The organism is Micromonospora sp. A202 (assembly GCF_006715105.1).
Lineage (GTDB): Bacteria > Actinomycetota > Actinomycetes > Mycobacteriales > Micromonosporaceae > Micromonospora > Micromonospora zamorensis.
In genome coordinates this window covers 3,651,791-3,675,377 of sequence record NZ_VFMP01000001.1, presented here as the reverse complement: position 1 = coordinate 3,675,377, position 23,587 = coordinate 3,651,791, and the positions used below count along the sequence as shown (strand labels likewise).

Here is a 23,587-nt window from a genome sequence, read left to right as displayed (position 1 = left end):
TAGGTCGCCGTTGACGGTGCGGCCCGGGCTCGCGGATCGTGCGGCCATGCGGGACATCGTCGACGGGCTGACGACCTGGCGTTCGGCCGGCGTCGTGTTCGCCGTCGCGACCGTCGTGCGGACCTGGCAGTCCGCGCCCCGGCAACCCGGGGCGGCGATGGCCGTCTCGGCACACGGCGAGGTGCTGGGCAGCATCTCCGGTGGCTGCGTCGAGGGCACCGTCTACGAGATGTGTCGGACGGCGCTGGAGACCGGAACTGCCCAGACCCAGACCTTCGGTGTCAGCGACGACGACGCGTTCGACGTCGGTCTGACCTGCGGCGGCACGATCCAGATCCTGGTGCAGCCCGGCGTCGCGATGACCGAGACCGACGAGGTGCTCGCCGCGATCTCCGACGGCCGGCCGGTCGCCACCGCATCGGTGGAGAACGCCCAACTGGTGATCTGGCCCGACCGGATCGTCGGCAGCCTCGGCGCACCCGACCTGGACGACGCGGCCGCCCGGCAGGCGCGGGGCATGCTCGCCCTCGGTGCCACCGGCACGATCCACCTGGGCCGGCGGGGGGAGCAGCGTGGCGACGACGTGGCGGTGTTCGTCCAGTCGTACGTGCCGCCGCCCCGCATGATCATCTTCGGCGCGATCGACTTCGCCGCCGCGATGGCCCGGATCGGCAGGTTCCTCGGCTACCACGTCACGGTCTGCGACGCCCGCCCGGTGTTCGCCACCCGCGCGCGCTTTCCGGACGCGGACGACCTCGTGGTGCAGTGGCCGCACGCGTACCTGGAGTCGACGACCGTCGACGACCGCACGGTGCTCTGCGTGCTGACCCACGACCCCAAGTTCGACGTGCCGCTGCTCCAGGTCGCACTGCGCACACCCGCCCGCTACATCGGCGCGATGGGCAGCCGCCGCGCACACGACGACCGGATGCGCCGGCTCCGCGAGGCCGGCGTGAGCGAGGCCGCGCTGGCCCGGCTCTGCTCACCGATCGGGCTGGACCTGGGCGCGCGCACACCCGAGGAGACGGCCGTGGCGATCGCCGCCGAGATCACCGCGCAGGCCTGGGGCGGCTCGGGCCGGCCGCTCAGCGACCTGGCGACCCCGATCCACCACACCTGACGCTAGATCATGCGCAGGACCAGCGCCGCGGAGACCGCCAGCTCACGGTCGAGCACCTGGCCCCGAGGGACGAACGCCATGGCCTGCCCCTCACCGAGAACCACGTCCTCCTGCCGGGCCGTGGTGGTGCCCCGAAACACGTGAACGGTGACGGTGTGGGGAAAGCCGGGTTCGTACGGGCGCGGGCCGCTCCACAGTGGGCGCAGTTCACCCGCTGTCAGGCCCGTCTCCTCCAACAGCTCGCGGCGGGCCGCCTCCTCCGGCGACTCGCCGGGCTCGATGTGGCCACCCGGCAGGCTCCACTGACCCGGCGACGCGGGCGCGTCCTCATCACGGTGCTGAAGCAGCACCGCGCCCGACGGATCGACCAGCAGCACGAGAGCGACGCCATAGGTTGCCACCAGAGGACCGTGCCATGTCGCCCCGAGCTTGTCGACGGCGTCGCCTCGCAGACGCCGGATCGCGTACCCTCCGCTGATGGAACTCGATGATCTTCCGCTGGCCGAGTTCGCGTTCCCGGGACCGCTGCGCGACAGCCTCGTCGCCGCGATCCTCTCCGGCGCGAAGACCTCGACGACCGGCCTGCTGATCGGGTACGAGCGCGCGAACGAGCCGCTGCCCGAGGTGGGTCAACTGTCCGCCGTGGTGGACTCCGAGGGGCGGCGCGTCGCGGTCATCGAGCTGACCGACGTACGGGTGGTCCGGCTCGGCGACGTCGACCTGCAACACGCCGTGGACGAGGGCGAGGGCGACGAGTCGGTGGCGCAGTGGCGCGCGGGACACGAGGGGTTCTGGCACAGCGCTGAGGTACGCGCCGAGTTGGGCGACCCCGGCTTCACCGTCGACGACGACACCCTGGTGGTAGCCGAGCGCTTCCGGCTGGTGCACGTCGTCTGACCAGCGGGCGGGCGATCGTTGGCAGCTCAGCAGTGCGATGCTGGGCGTGTCGAGCTGCTCAGCTGCCAACGATCAACGGGCGAGCGGGGCTGCGCTGGCAGTGTGTCTCTGCGTCGTTGTCTGGATCTCAACTCCGTGGCTGTTCTTCGTAACCTGGATCCGCCAGACTGCGCCGACTCCCGGCCCGCACGAAAAGGCCGGCGAAGGCATGACTGTTGGTGATCCCGCTGCGACCGGACCGGCACCTCATCTAACGTCAGAGTGTTCATATTTGGCGTGCTTGGTCGGGAAGGTGCGGCAATGGGGGTGCGTAGCTGGATCGAGGGCTGGCCGGTCTACCGCCAGCTCACCGGCACCGACCCGTTGGGGCGGGGTGCCGCGGCGAAGTCCGATGGGTCCCGCGCGCTCACGGCTCGCACGGAAACCGCCGACTCGATGGCCCGTTCGGTGTGCCCGTACTGCGCCGTCGGCTGCGGTCAGCGGGTGTTCGTCAAGGACGGGCAGGTCAGTCAGATCGAGGGCGACCCGGACAGCCCGATCTCGCGGGGTCGCCTCTGCCCGAAGGGCGCGGCCAGCAAGAGCCTGGTGACCAGCCCGCTGCGGCAGACCAAGGTCCGCTACCGCCGGCCGTACGGCACCGAGTGGGAGGACCTCGACCTCGACACCGCGATGAACATGATCGCCGATCGGCTCCTGGCCGCCCGGGACGAGACCTGGGAGGACGTCGACGCCGAGGGTCGACCGCTCAACCGGACGCTGGGCATCTCCAGTCTGGGTGGGGCGACGCTGGACAACGAGGAGAACTACCTCATCAAGAAGTTGTTCACCGCGGCGGGTGCGTTGCAGATCGAGAACCAGGCCCGTATTTGACACTCCGCCACCGTCCCCGGTCTGGGGACCAGCTTCGGTCGCGGCGGCGCCACCCAGTACCAGCAGGACCTGTCGAACTCCGACATGATCGTCATTCAGGGTTCGAACATGGCCGAGGCGCACCCGGTGGGTTTCCAGTGGGTGATGGAGGCCAAGCGCCGCGGGGCGAAGGTGTTCCACGTCGATCCGAGGTTCACCCGGACCAGCGCGGTGGCCGACGCGTACCTGCCGATCCGGGCGGGCACCGACATCGCGATGCTCGGCGGCGTGATCCGCTACATCCTCGAAAACGAGCTGGACTTCCGGGAGTACGTCGTCGCGTACACCAACGCGGCGACCATCGTGACCGAGGACTACGCCGACACCGAGGACCTGCACGGGCTCTTCTCCGGCTTCAAGGAGGAGAACGCCTCCTACGACCAGGCCAGTTGGCGGTACGCGGGCAACGGGCAGAACAAGACGACCCGCGACACCGAGACGCAGCGGGAGACCGCGTCCGGGCTGGAGCACGAGTCGCACGGTGCTCCGGTCGACGGTGATACCGAACGCGACGAGACGTTGCAGCATCCGCGCTGCGTCTACCAGATCCTCAAGCGGCACTACTCCCGCTACACCCCGGAGATGGTCGAGCGGGTCTGTGGGATCCCGCAGGACCGGTTCCTGGAGCTGGCTCAGGCTTGGGCGGCGAACTCGGGCCGGGAACGGACGAGCATGCTCGTCTACTCGGTGGGGTGGACGCAGCACAGTGTGGGTGTGCAGTACATCCGCACCGGCGCGATCATCCAACTGCTGCTGGGCAACATGGGCCGCCCGGGTGGCGGAGTCCTGGCGCTGCGCGGTCATGCCAGCATCCAGGGCTCCACGGACATTCCGACGCTGTTCAACCTGCTGCCGGGTTACCTGCCGATGCCGCACCACGCCGACCACCCGACCTTCGACGAGTGGGTGGACAGCATCCACCACCCCGGCCAGAAGGGCTTCTGGGGCAACGCCCGCACCTACGGCGTCAACCTGCTCAAGGCGTACTGGGGTGAGGCCGCCACCGCGGAGAACGACTACTGCTACGGGTACATGCCGCGGATGACCGGCGACCACGGCACCTACCAGCAGGTGCTCGACATGATCGACGGCAAGATCAAGGGCTATTTCCTGCTCGGGCAGAACCCGGCTGTCGGTTCGGCGCACGGCCGGGCGCAGCGTCTCGGCATGGCCAATCTCGACTGGCTCGTGGTCCGGGACCTGTTCGAGATCGAGAGCGCCACGTTCTGGAAGCACGCGCCGGAGATTGAGACCGGCGAGATCATGCCGGAGCAGTGCCGCACCGAGGTGTTCTTCCTACCCGCCGCCTCCCACGTGGAGAAGGAGGGCACCTTCACCCAGACGCAGCGCCTGTTGCAGTGGCGGGAGAAGGCCGTCGAGCCGCCAGGCGACGCCCGCTCCGAGCTGTGGTTCTTCTATCACCTCGGCCGCATCATCCGGCAACGGCTGGCGCAGTCGACCCTGCAGCGCGACCGGGCGCTGCTCGACCTGAACTGGAACTACCCCACGCACGGCCCGAACGCCGAGCCGAGCGCCGAGGCGGTGCTGCGCGAGATCAACGGGTACGACGTGGCGACCGGCCGGCCACTGGCGTCCTTCACGGAGATGAAGGACGACGGCTCCACCGCCTGCGGGTGCTGGATCTACAGCGGCGTGTACGCCGACGGTGTCAACCAGGCCGCCCGGCGCAAACCCGCCAGCGAGCAGTCCCTGGTCGCCCTTGAGTGGGGCTGGGCCTGGCCGGCGAACCGTCGCATCCTCTACAACCGTGCCTCGGCCGATCCGGACGGCAACCCGTGGAGTGAACGAAAGCGCTACGTCTGGTGGGACCCGGAGAAGGGCGAGTGGACCGGCTACGACGTCCCGGACTTCGAGAAGAACAAGGCGCCGTCATACCGACCCGCCCACGACGCCTCGGGCGTGGCGGGCATTGCCGGCGACGATCCGTTCATCCTCCAGGGCGACGGCAAGGGCTGGTTGTACGCGCCCACCGGCGTGCTCGACGGACCGATGCCCACCCACTACGAGCCGGTCGAGTCGCCGGTGCGCAACCCGCTGTACCGGCAGCAGGCCAACCCGACCCGCAAGGTCTACACGCACCCGATCAACTCGTTGAATCCGAGCCCGCCGCAGGAGCACAGCGACGTCTTCCCGTACGTGTTCACGATCAGCCGGCTCACCGAGCACCACACCGCCGGCGCGATGAGCCGCAACGTGTCGCCCCTGGCCGAGTTGCAACCCGAGCTGTTCGTCGAGGTGTCGCCGGAGTTGGCGGCCCTGCGAGGGTTGAGTCACCTGGGCTGGGCCCACCTGGTCACCAGCCGCGCGGCCGTCGAGGCGAAGGTGCTGGTGACCGACCGCGTCACGCCGCTGCGCGTGGATGGCCGGATCATCCACCAGGTCTGGCTGCCGTACCACTTCGGCTACGAGGGCCTGGTGACCGGCGACTCGGCGAACGACCTGTTCGGCATCACCCTCGACCCCAACGTCCTGATCCAGGAGAGCAAGGTCGGCACCTGCGACGTCCGGCCCGGACGGCGCCCCAGAGGACAGGACCTGTTGGGCCTCGTCGTCGACTACCGGCGGCGGTCGGGGAACCTCGTCCACCGCTACCCACCGATGGTCACGACCGACGTCGCCGACAGCAGCAGCGACCAGGAGGCCTGACCGATGCCCCACGCCAATGCCCTGTACGGGCCGATGGACCCCGCGCCGGACGCCGGCTACGAGGATCCGCCGCCGCGGATGGGGTTCTTCACCGACACCAGCGTGTGCATTGGCTGCAAGGCGTGCGAGGTGGCCTGCAAGGAGTGGAACGGGGTCCCCGAGAGCGGGCTCGACCTGCTGGGCATGTCGTACGACAACACGGGTGCCCTGACCGCGAACTCGTGGCGCCACGTCGCGTTCGTGGAGCAGCCCCGCTCGGCCGGGTGGGCGACTCCGGCGTTCCAGGAGCAACCCGACGGGCCATCGGTCAGCCCGCTCACGGCGGCCGTGGGCGCGGGTACCAGCACCGACACCGGAACCGATCCGGGCCTTCCACCCGGCTCGCCCGCAGCGGCGGCCCGCATGTCGGGCGGCCCGGAGTTTCTGGGGATGCCGGGTACGCAGCCGCCGGGGAGGGGTTCGGGTGCGGAGGGGCGTACGGATTTCCGGTGGTTGATGATGTCGGACGTGTGTAAGCACTGCACGCATGCGGCGTGTCTGGATGTCTGTCCGACGGGTTCGTTGTTCCGGACGGAGTTCGGCACCGTGGTGGTGCAGGAGGACATTTGCAACGGGTGCGGTTACTGCATCTCCGCGTGTCCGTACGGGGTGATCGATCAGCGTAAGGATGACGGTCGGGCGTGGAAGTGCACGCTGTGCTACGACCGGTTGGGTGCGGGGATGACCCCGGCGTGTGCGCAGGCGTGTCCGACGGAGTCGATCCAGTACGGGCCGCTCGACGAGTTGCGGGAGCGGGCCGCCGAGCGGGTCGAGACGCTGCACGAGCGGGGCGTCCCCGAGGCCCGCCTGTACGGGCACGACCCGAATGACGGCGTGGGTGGGGACGGTGCGTTCTTCCTGCTTCTCGACGAGCCGGAGGTGTACGGGCTGCCACCGGACCCGATCGTGACCACCCGCGACCTGCCGGCGATGTGGAAGCGCGCCGGCCTCGCGGCGATGACGATGGCGGTCGCCACGGCGGTCGCGTTCCTGGGTAGGCGGCAATGACCGACGAGACACCATCGAACGAGCCGGTCGGCGCCCGGCTCCGCGAGTTCCAGGCCGGCCTCGATCAGCCCGACGGGAAGCGTCACCGGCAGCCCCGCAGACGAGGCGGCGACGGCGGTGAGCAGCTCACGGTGCCGCCGGCCGACTTCGCCTCCTACTACGGCCGGCCGGTTCTGAAGCCGCCGGTGTGGAAGTACGACATCGCCGGCTACCTGTTCACCGGAGGCCTCGCCGCCGGAAGTGCGCTGATCGGCGCGGGCGCCCAACTGACCGGACGACCGGGGCTGCGCAAGGTGGGCCGCTGGGCGGCCCTCGGCGGTGTCGCCGCCAGCACGTACCTACTGGTTCACGACCTCGGCCGGCCGTCTCGGTTCCATCACATGCTCCGGGTCGCCAAGGTGACCTCGCCGATGTCGGTAGGCACCTGGATCCTCGCCGCGTTCGGGCCACTGGCCGGCGTGGCCGCGGTCGCCGAGCTCGCGCCGCTGCTCCCGCAGCACGGTGTGTTCGGCCTCGCCCGTCGGATCGCACCGCCCATCGGCAACGTCGCCGGCCTGGCCGCCGCGGCCACCGCGCCGGCGCTGGCGACGTACACGGGGGTGCTGCTCGCCGACACGGCCGTGCCGTCCTGGCACGACGCCTACCCGTCGCTGCCGTTCGTCTTCGCCGGCAGCGCGCTCGCCGCCGCGTCCGGGGTGGGGCTGATCGCGGCACCGGCCGCGGAGACCGCGCCACTGCGACGACTCGCCCTGGCCGCCGCGGCCGTCGAGTTCGGCGGAGGGCACCAGTTGGAGCGGCAGGGCCTCACCAGCGAGCCCTACCAGCACGGACGCAGCGGCCGGCTGGTCAAGGCGGGACGTGCCCTGCTCGCCGTGGGCACCGTCACCGCCCTGCTCAGCCGACGCAGCCGGGTCCTGTCGGCGATCTCCGGCGCCGCCCTCGTGGCATCGTCGGTCGCCACCCGGTTCGGCGTCTTCGAGGCGGGACGGGTGTCGGCACGCGATCCGAAGTACACGGTGGTGCCACAACGGGAGCGGCTCAACGAGAACCGGTCGACCACCGAGCTCTGATCGGATCGGCGAAACGGAAGGCGCCCCTTTCAAGGGGGCGCCTTCCGTTGTGATGCAAGAGGTCTGGCCGCCGCGCGTCAGCCGGTGAACAGCTTCGCGGCGGTGATGGCGGTCTGGACGATGCCGTAGCCGAGCAGCACCGCAACCAGCAGCCACGACAACCAGAGCCGCCCGGTCTGGCTGCCGACCCGCGGCGGCGCGGGAGGCTGGCTTTCCCGCCCGAGAGCGACCGGCTCGGTGACACTCGCCTTCGCCACGGGCGAGGTCGGCCCTCGGTCCGGTTCGTGGAACCGCTCGGGCACGGAACGCACCAGCAGGTTCGCGATGAACCCGATGGCGAGGATGCCGACCATGGTGAACAGCGCGGGCCGGTACGCCGCTGCGGTGAGGGTGCCGGGCTTGCCCTGCGTGTCGAGGATCCCGTTGACGATCAGCGGGCCGGCGACACCTGCGGCCGACCAGGCGGTCAGGATTCGGCCGTGGATGGCCCCGACCTGGAAGGTGCCGAACAGGTCACGCAGGTAGGCGGGCATGGTGGCGAAGCCACCGCCGTAGAAGGAGATGATCGCGGCGGCGATCAGCACGAAGACCGCGGTCGCGGAGTGGCCGGCCACGGCGAGCAGCACGTACAGCACCATGCCGACGCCGAGGTAGATCATGTAGATGGGCTTGCGGCCGATGAGGTCGGACGTCGTCGACCAGACGAACCGCCCAGCCATGTTGAACAGCGACAGCACTCCCACGAAACCGGCCGCAGCCGACACCGAGACAGTGGTGGCGGTCCCGTTGTCCCGGAAGAAGTCCTGGATCATCGGGCTTGCCTGCTCCAGGATGCCGATGCCCGCGGTGACGTTGCAGAACAGCACGATCCACAGCAACCAGAACGACCGGGTACGCACGGCGTTCGACGCCGACACGCTCGCCGTCGTCACCAGAGGTCGGGCGGCCACTGTCGCGGGGTCGAACCCGGCGGGCCGCCAGTCCGGCGCCGGAACCCGGACGTTGAACGGGCCGAACATCATGATCACGAAATACCCGATGCCGAACGTGACGAAGAGCGCCACGAGGGCACTGCCCGATGCCACGGCGGCCGGGTTGTCGGGGTTGTAGCCGGAGTCGTAGAGGGAGAGCAGTTGGCGCGCGAGCGGGCCGGCGACCAGGGCACCACCGCCGAACCCCATGATGGCCAGACCGGTGGCCAGGCCGGGGCGGTCCGGGAACCACTTGATCAGGGTCGAGACGGGCGAGATGTAACCGATTCCGAGCCCGATGCCGCCGATGACGCCGTACCCGAGGTAGAGCAGCCACAGCTGCTGGGTCGCGATGCCGAGCGCGCCGACCAGGAACCCGACGGCCCAGAAGCACGCCGAGACGAACATGGCCCGGCGCGGCCCGTTGCGCTCCACCCAACGGCCACCCACCGCCGCGGACGAACCCAGCATGACGATGGCGATACTGAAGATCGCGCCGATCGCCGTCTGACTGGTGTCGAAGTGCGCGATGAGGGAGTTCTTGTAGACACTCGTCGCGTAGACCTGGCCGATGCAGACGTGCACCGCCAGTGCCGCGGTCGGGATGAGCCAGCGGCTGTATCCCGGGGGAGCGACAGTGTGCCGGGGATCGAAGACCGACAGCATGGGCATCGTCCACACCTCCTGCGGCTGAGTAGGCCGCGACGTTGCCGAGCTGTCCCGACCCGGCAGTTGGCCGAGCGGCGCCGCCGCAGTGGCGGCCCGGCGCACGTCTGGCGTCAGCCGATTACCGGCCTGACCTCACGTTACGTGGCAGCCGGTTCACACCATGTCATTACCGAAAAACGCGGCGGCAGGGGGCACGAACGGGGGCGGGCCCACCGGCCCGCCCCCGACTGCTGTCGTACGGCTCAGTGGATCGCGGCCTTCGCGGCCGCCTCCTCCTGGACGCGTCGTTCCTCCCCGCTGAGGGTGTGCAGCGGCTTCTCCCTGATGAACAGCACGACGACCAGCGCGAGCAGCGCGAACGGCGCGCCGACCAGGAAGAGATCCGCGGTGGCGATGCCGTACACGTCCTGCACGATGCGCAGCACCGGCTCGGGCAGGGTGGACAGGTCGGGCACCTCGGCGGAGCCACCGCCGGCCGTCGCCGCCGGGCCGAGCCGCTCGGCGGTCAGCGAGGCCACCCGGTTCGCCAGGACCGCGCCGAGGGCACTGACCCCGATGGCGCCACCCATGCTGCGGAAGAACGTCAGCACGGAGGTGGTGACGCCGAGCTCGTGGGCCGGTACGTCGTTCTGCGCGGCCAGCACGAGGTTCTGCATGAGCATGCCGACGCCGATGCCCAGCACGGCCATGTAGATCGACAGCACGATGAGGCTGGTGCTGGCGTCGATGGTGCCCAGGAGCAGCATCCCGACGCTCATCACCGCGGCGCCGGCCACCAGGTATGCCTTCCACCGGCCGTACTTGGTGATGAGCTGTCCGGCGACCGTCGACGAGACGAGCAGGCCGAAGATCATCGGGAGGCTCATCAGGCCCGCGACGGTGGGCGACTTGCCCAGCGAGATCTGGAAGTACTGGGACAGGAAGACGGTGCCGCCGAACAGCGCGACACCGACCAGCACGCTGGCGATCGTGGCCAGGGAGACCGTGCGGTTACGGAAGATGCCCAGCGGGACGATCGGCTCGGCGGCGCGCGATTCGACGAGCACGGCCAGCGCCAGCAGAACCAGGCCACCGACGACCATCAGGGCCGTCCAGCCGGAGGCCCACTCGAACTTGTTCCCAGCCAGGGACGACCAGATCAGCAGCGTGGAGACACCAGAGGTGATGAGCAGGGCGCCCAGCCAGTCGATCTTTGCCTTGCGGCGGATGACCGGCAGGTGCAGGGTGCGCTGGAGCAGGGCGATGGAGATGATGCTGAACGGGACGCCGATCAGGAAGCACCACCGCCAGCCCAGCCACGACGTGTCGACGAGCAGGCCACCGATCAGCGGGCCGGCGATGGTGCCCACACCGAAGACCGCGCCGAAGATGCCGGCGTAGCGGCCCAGCTCGCGGGGCGGGATCATCGCCGCCATGACGATCGTGGCCAGCGCCGTCATGCCGCCGGCGCCGATGCCCTGGACGACACGGCTGAGCAGCAGCACCTCGACGTTCGGCGTGAAGCCCGCGATGAGCGAACCCACCACGAACAGGCCCAGCGAGAGTTGGATCAGCAGCTTCTTGCTGTACAGGTCGGCCATCTTGCCCCACAGCGGCACCGTCGCCGTCATGGCGAGCAGTTCGCTGGTGACGATCCACGTGTAGACGGTCTGGCTGCCGTTCAGGTCCGCGATGATCCGCGGCAGCGCGTTCGCCACCACCGTGGAGGCGAGGATGGACACGAACATGCCGACCATCAGGCCGGAAAGGGCCTGGAGAACCTCCCGACGCGACATGCGCGTGCCGACCTCGGCGGTGTCGGCGGGCGGGACGGTGGTGGTCATTGACGCTCCCTCGGCGGGTTTGTGGCGGGGTGACTGGCCCCGCAGCTGGTGCGGCGGGGCGGGCAGTGGCGGGTCAGGAGGGGGACGGCGGATCCGGCAGCCCGGCGGCGATGGCGGCGAACGCCTCGTCGACGAAGTCGCGCAGGGGGCGGGTGTCGTCGCCGGCGGACCAGCGCAGCATCGCGGTGTGGAAGGCAGCACTGGTGACAGCGGTGATGAGCGGCGGGAGGCCGTGGTCAGCACCTACGCCGAGGCGGGTGGCGATGACCGAGACCATGGCTCGCTCCGTCGCGATGTTGCCGGACACCAGCCGGGGCAGCAGCGCGGGGTTCTGGGTGATGACCGCCAGCCGCAGCCGCCACAACTCCCGATCGGCCTGGATCGTGTCGATCGCCTCGTCGAGGGCCAGCCGGACGGCCTGCAACGTCGGCACCTGCGCAGGGGCGGCCGCCAGACGCGCCACGACCGGGTTGCCGTCGAGCGCCGGATCGTCGGTGAGTGCCTCGTCCTTGCAGGTGAAGTAGTTGAAGAAGGTCCGCGAGGACACGTCCGCGGCCTCGCTGATCTCCTCCACCGTCACGTGCTCCAGGCCGCGTTCGGCGACCAGCCGCAGCGCGGCGGCGGTCAGCGCGGCCCGCGTCTGCGCCTTCTTGCGGTCGCGACGCCCGGGCGCGGCTTGGTCGGTGTCGGTCACGCGAGCGAGATTAGGAGCGAACTTGCACAGCCTGCAAGTTTTTAGAGTGTGAAGTGATTTTCCTGACTCGCGATGCTGGCCGGAGCCGGACGGATCGGTCGCTCGGTACGCGGCACGGCGCCGGTGGTCTCCAGGATGAGCCCGGCGACCAGGTCCGGGTCGTCGCTCATCGGGACGTGCCCGCACCTGGGCAGCGTCACCACCCGTGCCGCCGGCAGGCCCGCCCGGGCGCGCTCGGCCTGGTGGACGCCGAAGATCCGATCGCGGTCGCCCCAGCCGATGGTCACCGGCACCGTCGGGTCGGACAGCCGAAGGCAGTCGAAGCGATAGTCGCGGGCGGCTCGGGCCACGGCGTTGAAGCCGAGCCCACGTCGCAGGGCGAGCGCGTCACCCAGCGCGCGCTCGACGTCCAGCAGGGTCGGGCGGGCCATCAGCGGCGCGAAGCACAACGCCCGCAGGTACGCCGAGCGCAGCGCGACGCGCATGATCGGGGTGGGCAGGTACGAGTTGGCCCGCAGCATCCGGAGGATGGCCAGCGCTCGTCGGCGCTCCGCCGGGGTGAAGAAGCCGGCGGGGGAGAAGGCGGTGGCCGAGGCGGCCGCCCCCGTCGCCGCAAGCTCCAGGGCGATCGCCCCACCGAGGCTGTATCCGGCGACGTGCGGACGCTCCAGCCCCCACTCGGTCAGGACCGGCAGGACCCCGGCCACGGTGGCAGCCATATCGGCGGGCATGCCGGTGCCCGGCACCGGAGAGTTCCCGAATCCGGGCAGGTCGAGCGCGATCACCTCGTGGTGGGCGGTGAGCCGCTCGAACACCGGCTCCCATGCCTGGTGACGGTGACCGATGCCGTGGATGAGCAGGAGGGGCTCGCCGCTGCCCGCACGTCGGAAATGAATGCTCATGACTGCCCTCCCACCGACGTTCTGCCGAAGGAACGCCCGAGCTGGCGTACCTCGTCTTCCATCTGGCCGACCATGGTCTGGCCACCGAAGCGGGTGATCAACGTGTCCGATAGGCCGCTCAGCACCACCGGCCGCAGCGCCTGCACCATGGCGAGCGACCGTGGCACGTACACCTTGCGTTTGCGGCGCTCGATGCCGCGGAGCAGGGCCTCGACGCACTGCTCGACCGGCACGACGGTGGACAGCGGCCACGGCAACCGGCGCAGCGTGGCGCGGAAGGACGCCAGGTCGTCACGGATGTCGCGGACCAGGTCGGTGTCGATCCAGATCGGATGCGCCGTGCCGACGGTGACGCCGCGTGAGCGGGTCTCCAGGCGCAGCACGTTGGCGAACTGCTCCACACCCGCCTTGGACGCGCAGTAGGCGGCCATTCCGGGCATCGCCGTGAAAGCGGCGGCCGACGAGATGATCAGGACGTGGCCACGGGCGGCGGTGACGTGCGGCAGCGCCGCGCTGACCGTGCGGATCGCGCCGCAGAGGTTCACCTCGACGGTACGGACCAGCGCGTCGACCGGTCCCACGGCGACGGTGCCGAGGTTCGCGATGCCCGCGTTGGCCACGACAACGTCGATGCCACCGAAGCGGTCGACAGTGGAGGCGACCGCCGCGTCCAACGCAGCCTGGTCGGTGACGTCACACTCGTACCAGTGCGCGTCGAGGTCGGCACCGAGCTGCTTGAGCAGCTCGCCCTCCAGACCAACGACGGCGACCTGGGCGCCCCGCGCGACCGCCTCGCGGGCCATCTGCGCCCCGATGCCGCGCGCCGCGCCGGTGATGAGCACTGTCCTGCCCGCCAGGTCATACCGCATCGGCGTGCTCCCGTTCCGTGTCGTTGGGGGTGGTCCCGGCCGTGGCGACCTGGTAGTCGGCCGGGCGGAACCGGCGCAGCCGCATCCGGAAGCTGGTGGCGAAGCCCGGCCAGATGGTGGTGTTGCGGCCGGTGCTGTCGAGATACCAGCTCTGACAGCCGGTCTCCCACACGGTGCCGGTCATCTTCTGATCGACCCGCTCGGTCCAGCGCCGTTGCGCGTCACCGGTGGGCTCGATGGCCCCGATGCCCTTGGCCCGCATGTGACGCAGTGCCGCGAGCACCAGGTGCAGCTGTGCCTCGATCATCAGCACCACGGAGGTGTGCCCGAGCCCGGTGTTCGGGCCGAGCAGGAAGAACAGGTTGGGGAAGCCGGCGATGGTCGTGCCCCGGTACGCGTGCATGCTGGGGGTCCACGCATCTGCCAGGCTGCGCCCGCCCCGACCGTGGATGCGCCGGACGACGGGGGAGTCGGTGACGTGGAAGCCGGTGCCGAAGATGATCGTGTCCGCCGGGTGGTGGACGTCGTCGTCGGTGACGAGGCCGTCCGGCACGATCCGAGCGATGCCGGCGGTGACCACGTCGACGTTCGGTCGGGTGAGCGACGGCCAGTAGTCGTTGGAGATCAGCACCCGCTTGCAGCCCATCGCGTAGCGGGGAGTGAGCTTGTCCCGCAGGTGCGGGTCGGAGACCTGACGCTGCAGCGTACGCAGGGACAGGCGCGAGGCGAAGCGGTTGACCGCCGGGTGCAGGAAGCCCAGGCCCATGCCCTCGCGTACCAGATAGAGCCCTGCCCGGGCGGCCCGTTGCGCGCCGGGCACGGTGCGGAACGCGGCCTGCTCGACACCGCTGATCCGGCGCGACAACCTCGGCATGATCCACGCGGGGGTGCGCTGGAAGAGCGTCAGCTTCTCGACCGTCGGCTGGATCTGTGGCACGAACTGGACGGCCGAGGCGCCGGTGCCGATCACCGCGACGCGCCGGCCGGTCAGGTCGTGGTCGTGCCGCCAACGGGCGGAGTGGAACACCGTGCCGGCGAACCCGTCGATCCCGGGCAGGTCGGGGATGGCCGGGTCGCTGAGCGGGCCGGCGGCACAGATCAGGACGCGGGCGCTGTGGTCGCCGCCGGAGGTCCGCAGCAGCCAGCGTTGGCGCTGGTCGTCCCACCTCGCCTCGTGCACCTCGTGGCGCAACCGCAACCTCGGGCGGATCCCGAAGCGGTCGACGCAGCCGCGCAGGTAGTCCCAGATCTCCGGCTGGCCGGAGAACGTGTTCGACCAGCGGGGGTTGGGGGCGAAGGAGAACGAGTAGAGGTGCGACGGGACGTCGCAGGCGCAGCCCGGGTAGGTGTTGTCACGCCAGGTGCCACCGACGTCCCCACCCCGGTCGAAGACGAGAAAGTCGGTGAAGCCGGCCCGCTGGAGGCGGATGGCGGCGCCCAGGCCACCGAAGCCGGCGCCGATGATGGCAACGTCTGTCTCCATTCACCCCTCCGTGAGCTCGGACGCGGAAGTCGGGTCGGCCACGGGCGGCCAGGGCGGATCGCCCACGCCGGTGATCCGTACGCCGCCCCACGGGTCGACCTCGGCCAGTCGGGCGGCCCGGACCCGGTCGGCGATGCGCAACTCGACGTCGCGTCTGCCGGAGCGCAGCAGGTGGGCCACCCGTGGCTCGGGCTCGATCCGCCCACCCCAGTGGAAGCGGCCGTCGACCGGCTCCCAGCGCCCGCTGAGGTGCACCCGGACCGAGGTGCCCTCGACACCCGCCGGGCCGTGGTAGCTCACGGCACGATCCGCTCGTGGGCGCGGGTGAGCTCGTGCGGCAGGTCGGCACTGGCCCGTACTCCCTCGATGCCGCTCCACAGCAGAGCGGTCAGGTAGTCCGTGAGGGCGGCCCGACTGATCGGCTGGCCGTGCGTGGTCCACCAGTCGCCGACCGCCTGCACGAAACCCACCAGGCCGTACGCCCAGGGCTCGGCGGGACCGGCGTCTAGGCCCAGCGTGCGGAGCCGGTCGCCGATCACCCGGGCGAGCCCGGCGGCCACCTGCCGGCTGGTGCCGGCGATCACCTGGTGGATGCCGGGGTCGCCGGACTGGTGCATCAGGAACCGGTAGAGCGTGGGCTGTGACTCGATCACCCCGAGGTACGCGTCGATCGTCGCCTCGACCAGGCCACGTTCCTCGCGGACCTGTTCGACGGCGGGCGCGATGGCGTCGACGACCCGGGCCGCCACCACCTCGCTGACCGCGACCCAGAGCTGCGACTTGTCGGCGAAGTAGCGGTACAGGACCGGTTTGCTGACGCCTGCCGTGGCGGCCACCTGTTCCATGTCGACCTCCGGCCCGTGCCGCAGCAGCGCCTGCACGGCAGCCCCGACCAGCTCCTGCCGTCGTTGCTCACGATGGTCTGCCCAGCGGTCCCGGCGGCCGTTGCCCTTCGCCTTCGGACCGCCCTCGGGGGGCGTGACCGGCGGGTCGGATGCATTGACATCAGTGAGCCGCGATTGCATGCTACTACTCGTAACAGTTACCGGTCGTCACGTCAATATGGAGGAGCCATGGAGGCGGCGGAAACCGGGCGTGCGGCGGTCGCCGAGCGACTACTCACGTCCTCACTGCGGACCAGCTACGACCCCACAGTCGAAATCGACTGGGACGCCCCGCACACCCCCGGCGCCTACTGGCTCCCGCCGCAGCGCAGCAGCCTCTACGGCACGCCACTGTGGGAGCAGCTCAGCGAGGAACAGCGCGTCGAGCTCACCAAGCACGAGGTGGCCAGCGCAGCCAGCGCCGGGCTGTGGTTCGAGACGATCCTCATGCAGATGCTGATCCGGGAGTACTACCGCGCCGACCCGACCAGTCGGCAGGCCCAGTACGCGTTGACCGAGGTCGCCGACGAGTGCCGGCACTCCATCATGTTCGGCCGGCTGATCGAGGCGATGGGTTGTCCGGTCTACCGCGCGAGCACTGTCGACCACCACCTCGGGCGCTTCCTCAAGGCCACCGCCAGCGGCCCCCGGATGTACGCCGCGATCCTCATCGCGGAGGAGATCCTCGACGCGTTCCAGCGCGAGATCATGGCGGACGAGTCGCTCCAGCCGCTCATCCGGATGGTCTCCCGCATCCACGTGGTCGAGGAGGCGCGACACGTCCGGTTCGCCCGTGAGGAACTGGCAGCCGCCGTCGCGGCCACCGGCCCGGCGGGCATGGCGTACGCCCGGCTGTTGGTTGGTCGCGCCGCCTACACGATCGCCAACCGCCTGGTCCACCCCGACGCGTACGCGGCGGTGGGCATTCCACCGGCGGTCGGTCGTGCCGCTGCCCGCGCCAACCCGCACTGGCGTGCCACCCTGCGCTGGTCGGCGGAGCGGGTGCACGCCAACCTGGCGAGCGTCGGCCTGGTGGCCGGGCCGGGGCGTCTGCTGTGGGCGCGGGCCGGGCTGATCTGACCCGTTACCGCCCGGTGGAGCGGCAGGGGCGTTCGTGCCGTCAGGCCCGTTCGACCCGCGCCTGCTGGTGGTCGGTCAGCCGGAGCCCCACCCCTCGAACGACGTCGATGGTGGCCCCGGTGCCGAGGTCGTGCAGCTTGCGGCGCAGCCGCTTCACGAGTGACTGCACGTCCGCCTTGCGTTCGCGCCCCTCGTCACCCCAGACCGACCGGTGCAACTCCGCGTAGCTCCAGACCCGGGCCGGCTCGGTGATCAGGCAGGTCAACAGGTCGTGTTCCAGGCGGGTGAGATCGATTTCGCGATCACCGCAACGGGCGCTTGAGCGGGACGAGTCGATCACCAGGGCGGCGACCGGCGGCGGCTCGGACGCGGCGGCGGCCACCTGCTGCGGGGCGGCGATCAGCCGGCGTAGCTCGTCGAGGTCGGCCACCAGCAGCAGTGGCGCGATGCCGTCGAGGCGCTCCGCGAGCCGGATGCGCTCGGCCGGCGACGAGGTCACCGCGATCAGCAGCGGGAACGGCTCGTCGGCCGGATCACCCCTGTTCAACGTTGCCTCGTCGTCCTCGGCCACAGCACCGCCCGGGATCGATGGGCATCCCTGCCCAACTCTCGTCATGGTCCTGACAATGATTGGCAAGCGCGCCGCCAGCAGGGCAACTCTTAGCGACAAGTTGCTCACGGCAAGTTCTTGATCGTCCTTTCTTCTCGATCATAGTGTCCACTCGGGCAACCGGCGTGACCCGCGCGGTGCATGGGGGAGGTCCACCATGGCCCATTTTCACCCTGGGTCGTTCTGAGGGAGGCAGCACCGATGTTCAGACGTCCACAATGGCGGCGCGCAGCCAGATCACTGGTGAGCGCCGGGGCGGCGACGATCCTCGCCGCGACATGCTTGGCCACCATGGGCTCGGGCGCGCAGGCCGCGCCGGGCGGCGGGATGGGGGCGGGCGCCCCGACCGGCGACAAGATCCGACCGGAGCTCGCCAGGCAGCTCCAGGCCAAGAGTGAAGGGGACTTCTGGATCCGGTTCAAGGACCGGGCGGACCTCAGCAAGGCCAGCGCCATCAAGGACTGGTCGAAGCGTGGCACCGCTGTTGCGGACGCTCTGCGCAAGACCGCCGCGGCGAGCCAGGGCAAGATTCGGGCCGACCTCGACAGCTCGGGCGCGAAGTACCAGACCTTCTGGGCCACCAACGCGATCAAGGTGAGCAGCGGCTCGCTCGCGATGGCGCAGAGGTTCGCCGGCCACTCGGAGGTCGAGGGCCTCTACGCCCCGGTTGCCTACAAGGTGCCCGAGACCACCAAGGGCACCGACGAGAAGACCGTGAACGCCCTCGAGTGGGGCGTCGCCAACATCAACGCCGACGACGTCTGGTCCCAGTACGGCGTCAAGGGCGAGGGCATCACCATCGCGAGCATCGACAGCGGCGTCCAGTTCGACCACCCGGCGCTGGTGAACTCCTACCGCGGCAACAACGGCGACGGGACGTTCGACCACAACTACAACTGGTTCGACGCCGCCGGCACCTGCGCGACCGCCCCCTGCGACGACGACGGCCACGGTACGCACACGATGGGCACCATGGCCGGCTCCGACGGCGCGAACCAGGTCGGTGTCGCCCCCGGGGTCAGGTGGATCTCGGCGAACGGTTGCTGCCCCAGCGACGCCGCTCTGATCGAATCCGGTCAGTGGATGCTCGAACCGCTGGACCTCAACGGCCAGAACGCGGACGCGAGCAAGCGACCGAACGTCATCAACAACTCCTGGGGCACCCGGGACCCGTCCAACGAGCCCTTCATGGAGGACGTGACCAACGCCTGGACCGCGTCCGGGATCTTCGGTGTCTGGTCCAACGGCAACAGCGGACCGGCATGCCAGACCAGCGGCTCGCCGGGCAGCCTCGCCAGCAACTACTCGACCGGCGCGTACGACGTCAACAACAACATCGCCGGCTTCTCCGCCCGGGGCACCGGGCAGAACGGCGAGATCAAGCCCAACATCTCGGCCCCCGGCGTGAACGTCCGGTCGAGCATTCCCGGCAACTCCTACGGCAGCATCAGCGGCACCTCGATGGCCGCGCCGCACCTCGCGGGCGCGATCGCGCTGCTGTACTCGGCGGCCCCGTCGCTCATCGGTGACGTCGACGCGACCCGTGCGCTGCTCAACGGCGCGGCCGTCGACAAGGCCGACGACCAGTGCGGTGGCACCGCAGCCGACAACAACGTCTACGGAGAGGGCCGGCTCGACGCACTCGCGTTGCTCAACGCCGCTCCGACCGGCGACATCGGCACCCTGGCCGGCACGGTCACCGACGCGGCCACCGGCGCCCCGATCGCCGGCGCGACCCTCACCCTCACCGGCCCGAGCGCCCGTGAGCTCACCACCGGCGCGGACGGCAAGTTCTCGACCCAGCTGCCCACCGGTGACTACCAGGTCGCCGTGGCGGCCTTCGGCTACGCCAGCACCACGAAGCCGGCGACGGTCACCAAGGGCGCGACCACGACGCTCACCGTCGCGTTGACGCCGGTGCCGAGTGTCAACGTCACCGGCGCGGTCACCGACGGCTCCGGCCACGGTTGGCCGTTGTACGCGAAGGTGACCGTCACGGGTGTGTCCGGCGTCTACGACTACACCACCCCGTCGAACGGCCGTTACAGCATCTCGCTGCCGGCCGGGCAGACGTACACCCTGAAGTACGAGTCGCAGTACCCGGGCTACCAGACCGTCACCAAGGAGGTCGTGGTCGGTTCCGGCAACGTCACCGCCAACGTCGCCGTTCCTGTGGACACCACCACCTGCACCACCGCCCCCGGATACACGTTCGGCTCGGACGGTGAGTACGAGACCTTCGACGGCACGACCACGCCGGCCGGCTGGACCGTCGTGGACAACGCGGGCAGCGGTCAGGTCTGGAAGTTCACCGACGACGGCGACCGGGGCAACCTGACCGGCGGCACCGGCAACTTCGCGATGATCGACAGCGACGCGTACGGCGCGGGCAGCAGCCAGGACACCTCGCTGGTCAGCCCGGTGGTCGACCTGACCGGTGTGACGGCCCCGGTCGTCCGGTTCAACCAGGACTTCAACCAGCTGGCCGACGACACCGCCGACGTCGATCTGAGCATCGACGGTGGCACCACCTGGACCAACCTGCTCCGGCAGGAGACCGACGTCCGGGGACCGAAGGTGACCGAGATCCCGATCCCGCAGGCGGCCGGCCAGGCGCAGGTGCAGGTGCGGTTCCGCTACTACGACGCCTCGTACGAGTGGTGGTGGGAGGTCGACAACGTGCTGATCGGCAGCCAGGTCACCTGCGTGCCGGTCGACGGCGGTCTGGTCGTCGGTAACGTCCGCGACAAGAACGACAACAGCTACGTCAACGGCGCTACCGTCACCAGCAAGGACCGGCCCGCCGAGAAGGCCGTCACCGTGGCGACCCCGGACGACCCGGGGCTGGCCGACGGCTTCTACTGGATCTACTCGACGGTGACCGGCACGCACCCGTTCACCGCCAGCGCCGGCAACTACGTCAGCCAGACCAAGCAGGTCGACGTCGAGGCCGACTGGGCGACAGTGGCGAACTTCCAGCTCGCGGCCGGTCGACTGTCGGTGACGCCGACGCAGTTGAGCGCGACGCTCCAGATGCCCAACGGCAAGGCCAGCAAGACGTTCACGGTGACCAACACCGGCGGCGCGCCGGTCGAGGTGAAGTTCAGCGAGCGGGACAACGGGTTCGAACTCCTCCGCGCGGACGGGTCCACTGTCACCAGGCAACAGGTGCTCGGGGCCAGTGGCGCGCCGGAGCAGCGACTCAACGCCCCGACGTCGTTCGCCGCCAAGGCGTCCGGCAAGTTCGCCAAGGCCGCCGTCGCCGGGGTCGGCCCGAACGCGGCACCGTGGACCGACATCGCCAACTACCCGTCCGCGATCATGGACAACCGGGTGGTGCACCTGGACGGCAAGGTGTACTCGCTCGGTGGTGGCGACGGTAGCGCCTCCACCGCGAAGGCCTATGCCTACGACCCGGCCGCCCAGGCCTGGACGGCGATCGCCGACCTTCCGGGTGCCCGCAACGCCCTGACCGTGGGTGTCGCGGACGGGAAGATCATCGCTACCGGTGGCTGGGGCGACGCCGGCCCGGACTCCGCCACCTGGTCGTACGACCCGGGGGCCAACACCTGGACGGAGTTGGCCGACAACCCGGCGCCACGGGCCGCGGCCGGTCAGGCCGTCGTCGACGGCAAGCTGTACGCCGTCGGCGGCTGCACCACCGCGGAGTGCCTGCCGATGTCGAACAGCGTCGTCCGGTACGACCCGGCCGGGAACACGTGGGAGACGATGGCCAACTACCCGAAGTCGGTGGCCTTCGCCTCCTGCGGCGGGATCGACGGCATCCTCTACTGCACCGGCGGCAACGACGGATCCGCGTCGCAGAAGTCCAGCTACGCCTTCGACCCGGGTGCCAACACCTGGACGGCGATCGCCGACGCGCCGGCCGACAACTGGGCCAGCTCCTACGCCGTCGCCAACGGCAAGCTGCTCGTCGTCGGCGGCTCGCAGGGTGGGGCCATCAGCAACGCCGGCTTCGCCTTCGACCCGGCCGTCGGCTCGTGGTCCAACCTGCCGAACGCCAACACGGCCCGCTACCGCGGTGGTGCGGCGTGCGGCTTCTACAAGGTCGGCGGTTCGTCCGGCAGCTTCAACGCGGCCGCCAACAGTGAGGTGCTCCCGGGCTTCGAGGGGTGCGCCGAGTCGGCGGCCGACGTCAGCTGGATGACCATCGACAAGTCGTCGGCCACCCTCGCGCCGGGCGCGAAGGTCACTGTCACCGTCGGAATGACGGCGAACGTGGACCAGCCGGGCACCTACTCCGGCTCGGTCGGGATCTCGGAGAACACCCCGTACTCGGTGGCACCGGTCGCGGTGACCATGACCGCGAACCCCCCGAAGACCTGGGGCAAGCTCATGGGTACGGTCACCGGCACCAGCTGCCAGGGTGCGACCTCGCCGCTCACCGGCGCGGTCGTCCAGGTCGACTCGTGGGCGGCGTCGTACACCTTCGCCACCGATGCCGAGGGCAGGTACGCCTACTGGATGGACCGCCGCAACAACCCGCTCACCATGATCGTCGCCAAGGACGGCTGGAAGCCCCAGACCCGTCAGACGAAGATCGCCACCGCCGCTCCCACGGTGGAGAACTTCGGGTTGGCGCCCATCAAGTGCTGACGCCTGAGCGGTAGCGCACACCTCCGGCCCGCCTGGTCACCGACCAGGCGGGCCGGACGGCGTCCGGAGGGTCGTCGCGGGACGACACCGCTCGCCTGCCGTCGGCAAACTGATTGGCCCTCGCGCGCTGAAGTGCGAAGATCCGCCGATGTCCCACAACACACGGCAGCGTCGGCTGGCCGCCCAGCGCGCCTGCGACCGAATCCTTTCCGGCAGCCGGCCCGCGACCATGCGGGAGCGGCTCGCCGACCTGGCCGCGGGCGGCGACCTGGATGGCCAGCCCGACTTCTACGGCGACGGCCCGGTCACCACGCTGGAGGAACGTGTGGCGGAGCTGTTGGGCACCGAGGCCGCCGTCTTCTTCCCGACCGGCACGATGGCACAGCAGGTCGCGCTGCGCTACGGCGCCGAGCACAGCGGACACCCGACGGTGGCTCTGCACCCGCTCGGCCACCTGGAGGTGCACGAACGGCATGCCTACGCCAACCTGAGCGGGCTGCGCAGCACCTGGCCGACCACCGAACCCCGAAACCCCACCGCCGCGGAGATCAGCGCGCTCGCCGACCCCGTGAGCAGCGTCGTCATCGAACTCCCGCTGCGCGACGCCGGCTTCGTCCTCCCCACCTGGGACGAACTCGCCGCCGCGTCCGCCGCCGCGGACTCCATCGGCGCCCGCCTCCACCTCGACGGCGCCCGACTGTGGGAATCCACCCCGTATCTGGCGCACACCCTCAGCGAGATCGCCGACCTCGCCGACAGCACCTACGTCTCGTTCTACAAGACGATCGGCGGTCTCAGCGGCGCGGCGCTCGCGGGCACCGAGCAGCTCGCCTCCTACGCCCGCGTCTGGCGGCACCGCTACGGCGGTCAGGTGTTCCAGCAGTGGCCGGCCGCGCTGAGCGCGCTCGCCGGTCTCGAACGGGAGTTGCCCCGCATCCCCGAGTACGTGCGACACGCACGGACCGTCGCCACGGCGCTCGCCGCCCTGCCCGGCGCGTTGGTGTACCCGGAGCCTCCGCACACTCAGAGATTCCGCCTGTTCCTGCCGCATCCGGCGCAGGCGCTCGATGACGCCGCGCTGGCGCTCGCGGAGGACGAAAAGGTGTGGTTCGCCGCCGGCTGGCAGGAGACGGACGTGCCCGGCATGGCGATGACCGAGATCACCGTCGCCGATCCCGCTCTCGACTGGACCACCGAGGACGTCACCGAGATCGGCGCACGCTTCCTCGGCCGCGTCCAGGACCGCTGACCCTCCCGCCGGTGAACGAGGGGCCC

At 70.2% G+C, this 23,587-nt stretch carries 18 protein-coding genes; 8 read left to right on the top strand and 10 right to left on the bottom strand.

All coding sequences use genetic code 11. From position 1 onward, the window contains the following. The first annotated feature begins 46 nt into the window (after nt 1-46). Nucleotides 47-1,120, top strand: coding sequence for an XdhC family protein (locus tag FBZ33_RS17120; protein WP_141909836.1), 1,074 nt, complete (start codon nt 47-49; stop codon nt 1,118-1,120). A 2-nt stretch (nt 1,121-1,122) separates the two neighbouring features. On the opposite strand, the gene FBZ33_RS17115 is transcribed toward FBZ33_RS17120, so the two are convergent. Next, nucleotides 1,123-1,521 carry an NUDIX domain-containing protein gene (locus FBZ33_RS17115; protein WP_141909835.1) on the bottom strand — a complete coding sequence of 133 codons (399 nt, stop codon included), beginning with the start codon at nt 1,519-1,521 and terminating at the stop codon, nt 1,123-1,125. Between the two features lie 76 nt (nt 1,522-1,597). On the opposite strand from FBZ33_RS17115, the gene FBZ33_RS17110 reads away from it, so the two are divergent. The 4 genes from FBZ33_RS17110 to nrfD all read left to right on the top strand — a co-directional run bounded on the left by FBZ33_RS17110 (nt 1,598) and on the right by nrfD (nt 7,710). Beyond that, nucleotides 1,598-2,017, top strand: coding sequence for an ASCH domain-containing protein (locus FBZ33_RS17110; RefSeq protein WP_141909834.1), 420 nt, complete (start codon nt 1,598-1,600; stop codon nt 2,015-2,017). A 300-nt stretch (nt 2,018-2,317) separates the two neighbouring features. Beyond that, entirely contained in the window at nt 2,318-5,593 is a 3,276-nt protein-coding gene (gene fdh / locus FBZ33_RS17105; protein WP_141909833.1) for a formate dehydrogenase, read from the top strand. 3 nt (nt 5,594-5,596) lie between these two features. Continuing rightward, the gene (locus tag FBZ33_RS17100) at nt 5,597-6,640 is read left to right on the top strand and encodes a 4Fe-4S dicluster domain-containing protein (protein ID WP_141909832.1); all 1,044 of its coding nucleotides are present in this window, start codon (nt 5,597-5,599) and stop codon (nt 6,638-6,640) included. After that, nucleotides 6,637-7,710: an NrfD/PsrC family molybdoenzyme membrane anchor subunit gene (gene nrfD, locus FBZ33_RS17095; protein WP_141909831.1), complete on the top strand. Its 1,074-nt coding sequence runs from the start codon at nt 6,637-6,639 to the stop codon at nt 7,708-7,710. Before FBZ33_RS17100 ends, nrfD begins: the two co-directional genes overlap by 4 nt. Before the next feature lie 77 nt (nt 7,711-7,787). Here nrfD and FBZ33_RS17090 read toward each other — a convergent pair whose 3' ends face one another. From FBZ33_RS17090 to FBZ33_RS17055, 8 genes are all read right to left on the bottom strand, one after another. Next, nucleotides 7,788-9,347, bottom strand: a complete 1,560-nt coding sequence (locus FBZ33_RS17090; RefSeq protein ID WP_141912742.1) for an OFA family MFS transporter — start codon at nt 9,345-9,347, stop codon at nt 7,788-7,790. A 245-nt stretch (nt 9,348-9,592) separates the two neighbouring features. Beyond that, a complete protein-coding gene (locus tag FBZ33_RS17085; protein ID WP_141909830.1) occupies nt 9,593-11,173 on the bottom strand; it encodes an MDR family MFS transporter in 1,581 nt (526 codons plus the stop codon). A gap of 73 nt (nt 11,174-11,246) precedes the next feature. Beyond that, nucleotides 11,247-11,867: a TetR family transcriptional regulator gene (locus FBZ33_RS17080; RefSeq protein WP_141909829.1), complete on the bottom strand. Its 621-nt coding sequence runs from the start codon at nt 11,865-11,867 to the stop codon at nt 11,247-11,249. 41 nt (nt 11,868-11,908) lie between these two features. Next, a complete protein-coding gene (locus FBZ33_RS17075; RefSeq protein WP_141909828.1) occupies nt 11,909-12,769 on the bottom strand; it encodes an alpha/beta fold hydrolase in 861 nt (286 codons plus the stop codon). Beyond that, a complete protein-coding gene (locus FBZ33_RS17070; RefSeq protein WP_141909827.1) occupies nt 12,766-13,638 on the bottom strand; it encodes an SDR family oxidoreductase in 873 nt (290 codons plus the stop codon). Before FBZ33_RS17070 ends, FBZ33_RS17075 begins: the two co-directional genes overlap by 4 nt. Further along, nucleotides 13,628-15,121, bottom strand: coding sequence for an NAD(P)/FAD-dependent oxidoreductase (locus FBZ33_RS17065; protein ID WP_141909826.1), 1,494 nt, complete (start codon nt 15,119-15,121; stop codon nt 13,628-13,630). Before FBZ33_RS17065 ends, FBZ33_RS17070 begins: the two co-directional genes overlap by 11 nt. Further along, nucleotides 15,122-15,421 carry a DUF4873 domain-containing protein gene (locus FBZ33_RS17060; RefSeq protein WP_099854441.1) on the bottom strand — a complete coding sequence of 100 codons (300 nt, stop codon included), beginning with the start codon at nt 15,419-15,421 and terminating at the stop codon, nt 15,122-15,124. It abuts the gene before it with no gap. Then, a complete protein-coding gene (locus tag FBZ33_RS17055) occupies nt 15,418-16,146 on the bottom strand; it encodes a TetR family transcriptional regulator (RefSeq protein WP_141909825.1) in 729 nt (242 codons plus the stop codon). Before FBZ33_RS17055 ends, FBZ33_RS17060 begins: the two co-directional genes overlap by 4 nt. Before the next feature lie 48 nt (nt 16,147-16,194). On the opposite strand from FBZ33_RS17055, the gene FBZ33_RS17050 reads away from it, so the two are divergent. Then, a complete protein-coding gene (locus FBZ33_RS17050; protein WP_141909824.1) occupies nt 16,195-17,085 on the top strand; it encodes a diiron oxygenase in 891 nt (296 codons plus the stop codon). Nucleotides 17,086-17,125: 40 nt separating this feature from the next. Here the strand turns inward: FBZ33_RS17050 and FBZ33_RS17045 are convergent, their stop codons facing one another. Continuing rightward, nucleotides 17,126-17,701 carry a winged helix-turn-helix domain-containing protein gene (locus FBZ33_RS17045; protein WP_141909823.1) on the bottom strand — a complete coding sequence of 192 codons (576 nt, stop codon included), beginning with the start codon at nt 17,699-17,701 and terminating at the stop codon, nt 17,126-17,128. Nucleotides 17,702-17,938: 237 nt separating this feature from the next. On the opposite strand from FBZ33_RS17045, the gene FBZ33_RS17040 reads away from it, so the two are divergent. Together FBZ33_RS17040 and FBZ33_RS17035 are read left to right on the top strand one after the other, a co-directional pair. Further along, nucleotides 17,939-22,312, top strand: coding sequence for a S8 family serine peptidase (locus FBZ33_RS17040; protein ID WP_255508913.1), 4,374 nt, complete (start codon nt 17,939-17,941; stop codon nt 22,310-22,312). A 148-nt stretch (nt 22,313-22,460) separates the two neighbouring features. Then, nucleotides 22,461-23,561, top strand: coding sequence for a low specificity L-threonine aldolase (locus tag FBZ33_RS17035; RefSeq protein ID WP_141909821.1), 1,101 nt, complete (start codon nt 22,461-22,463; stop codon nt 23,559-23,561). Nucleotides 23,562-23,587: the final 26 nt, after the last annotated feature.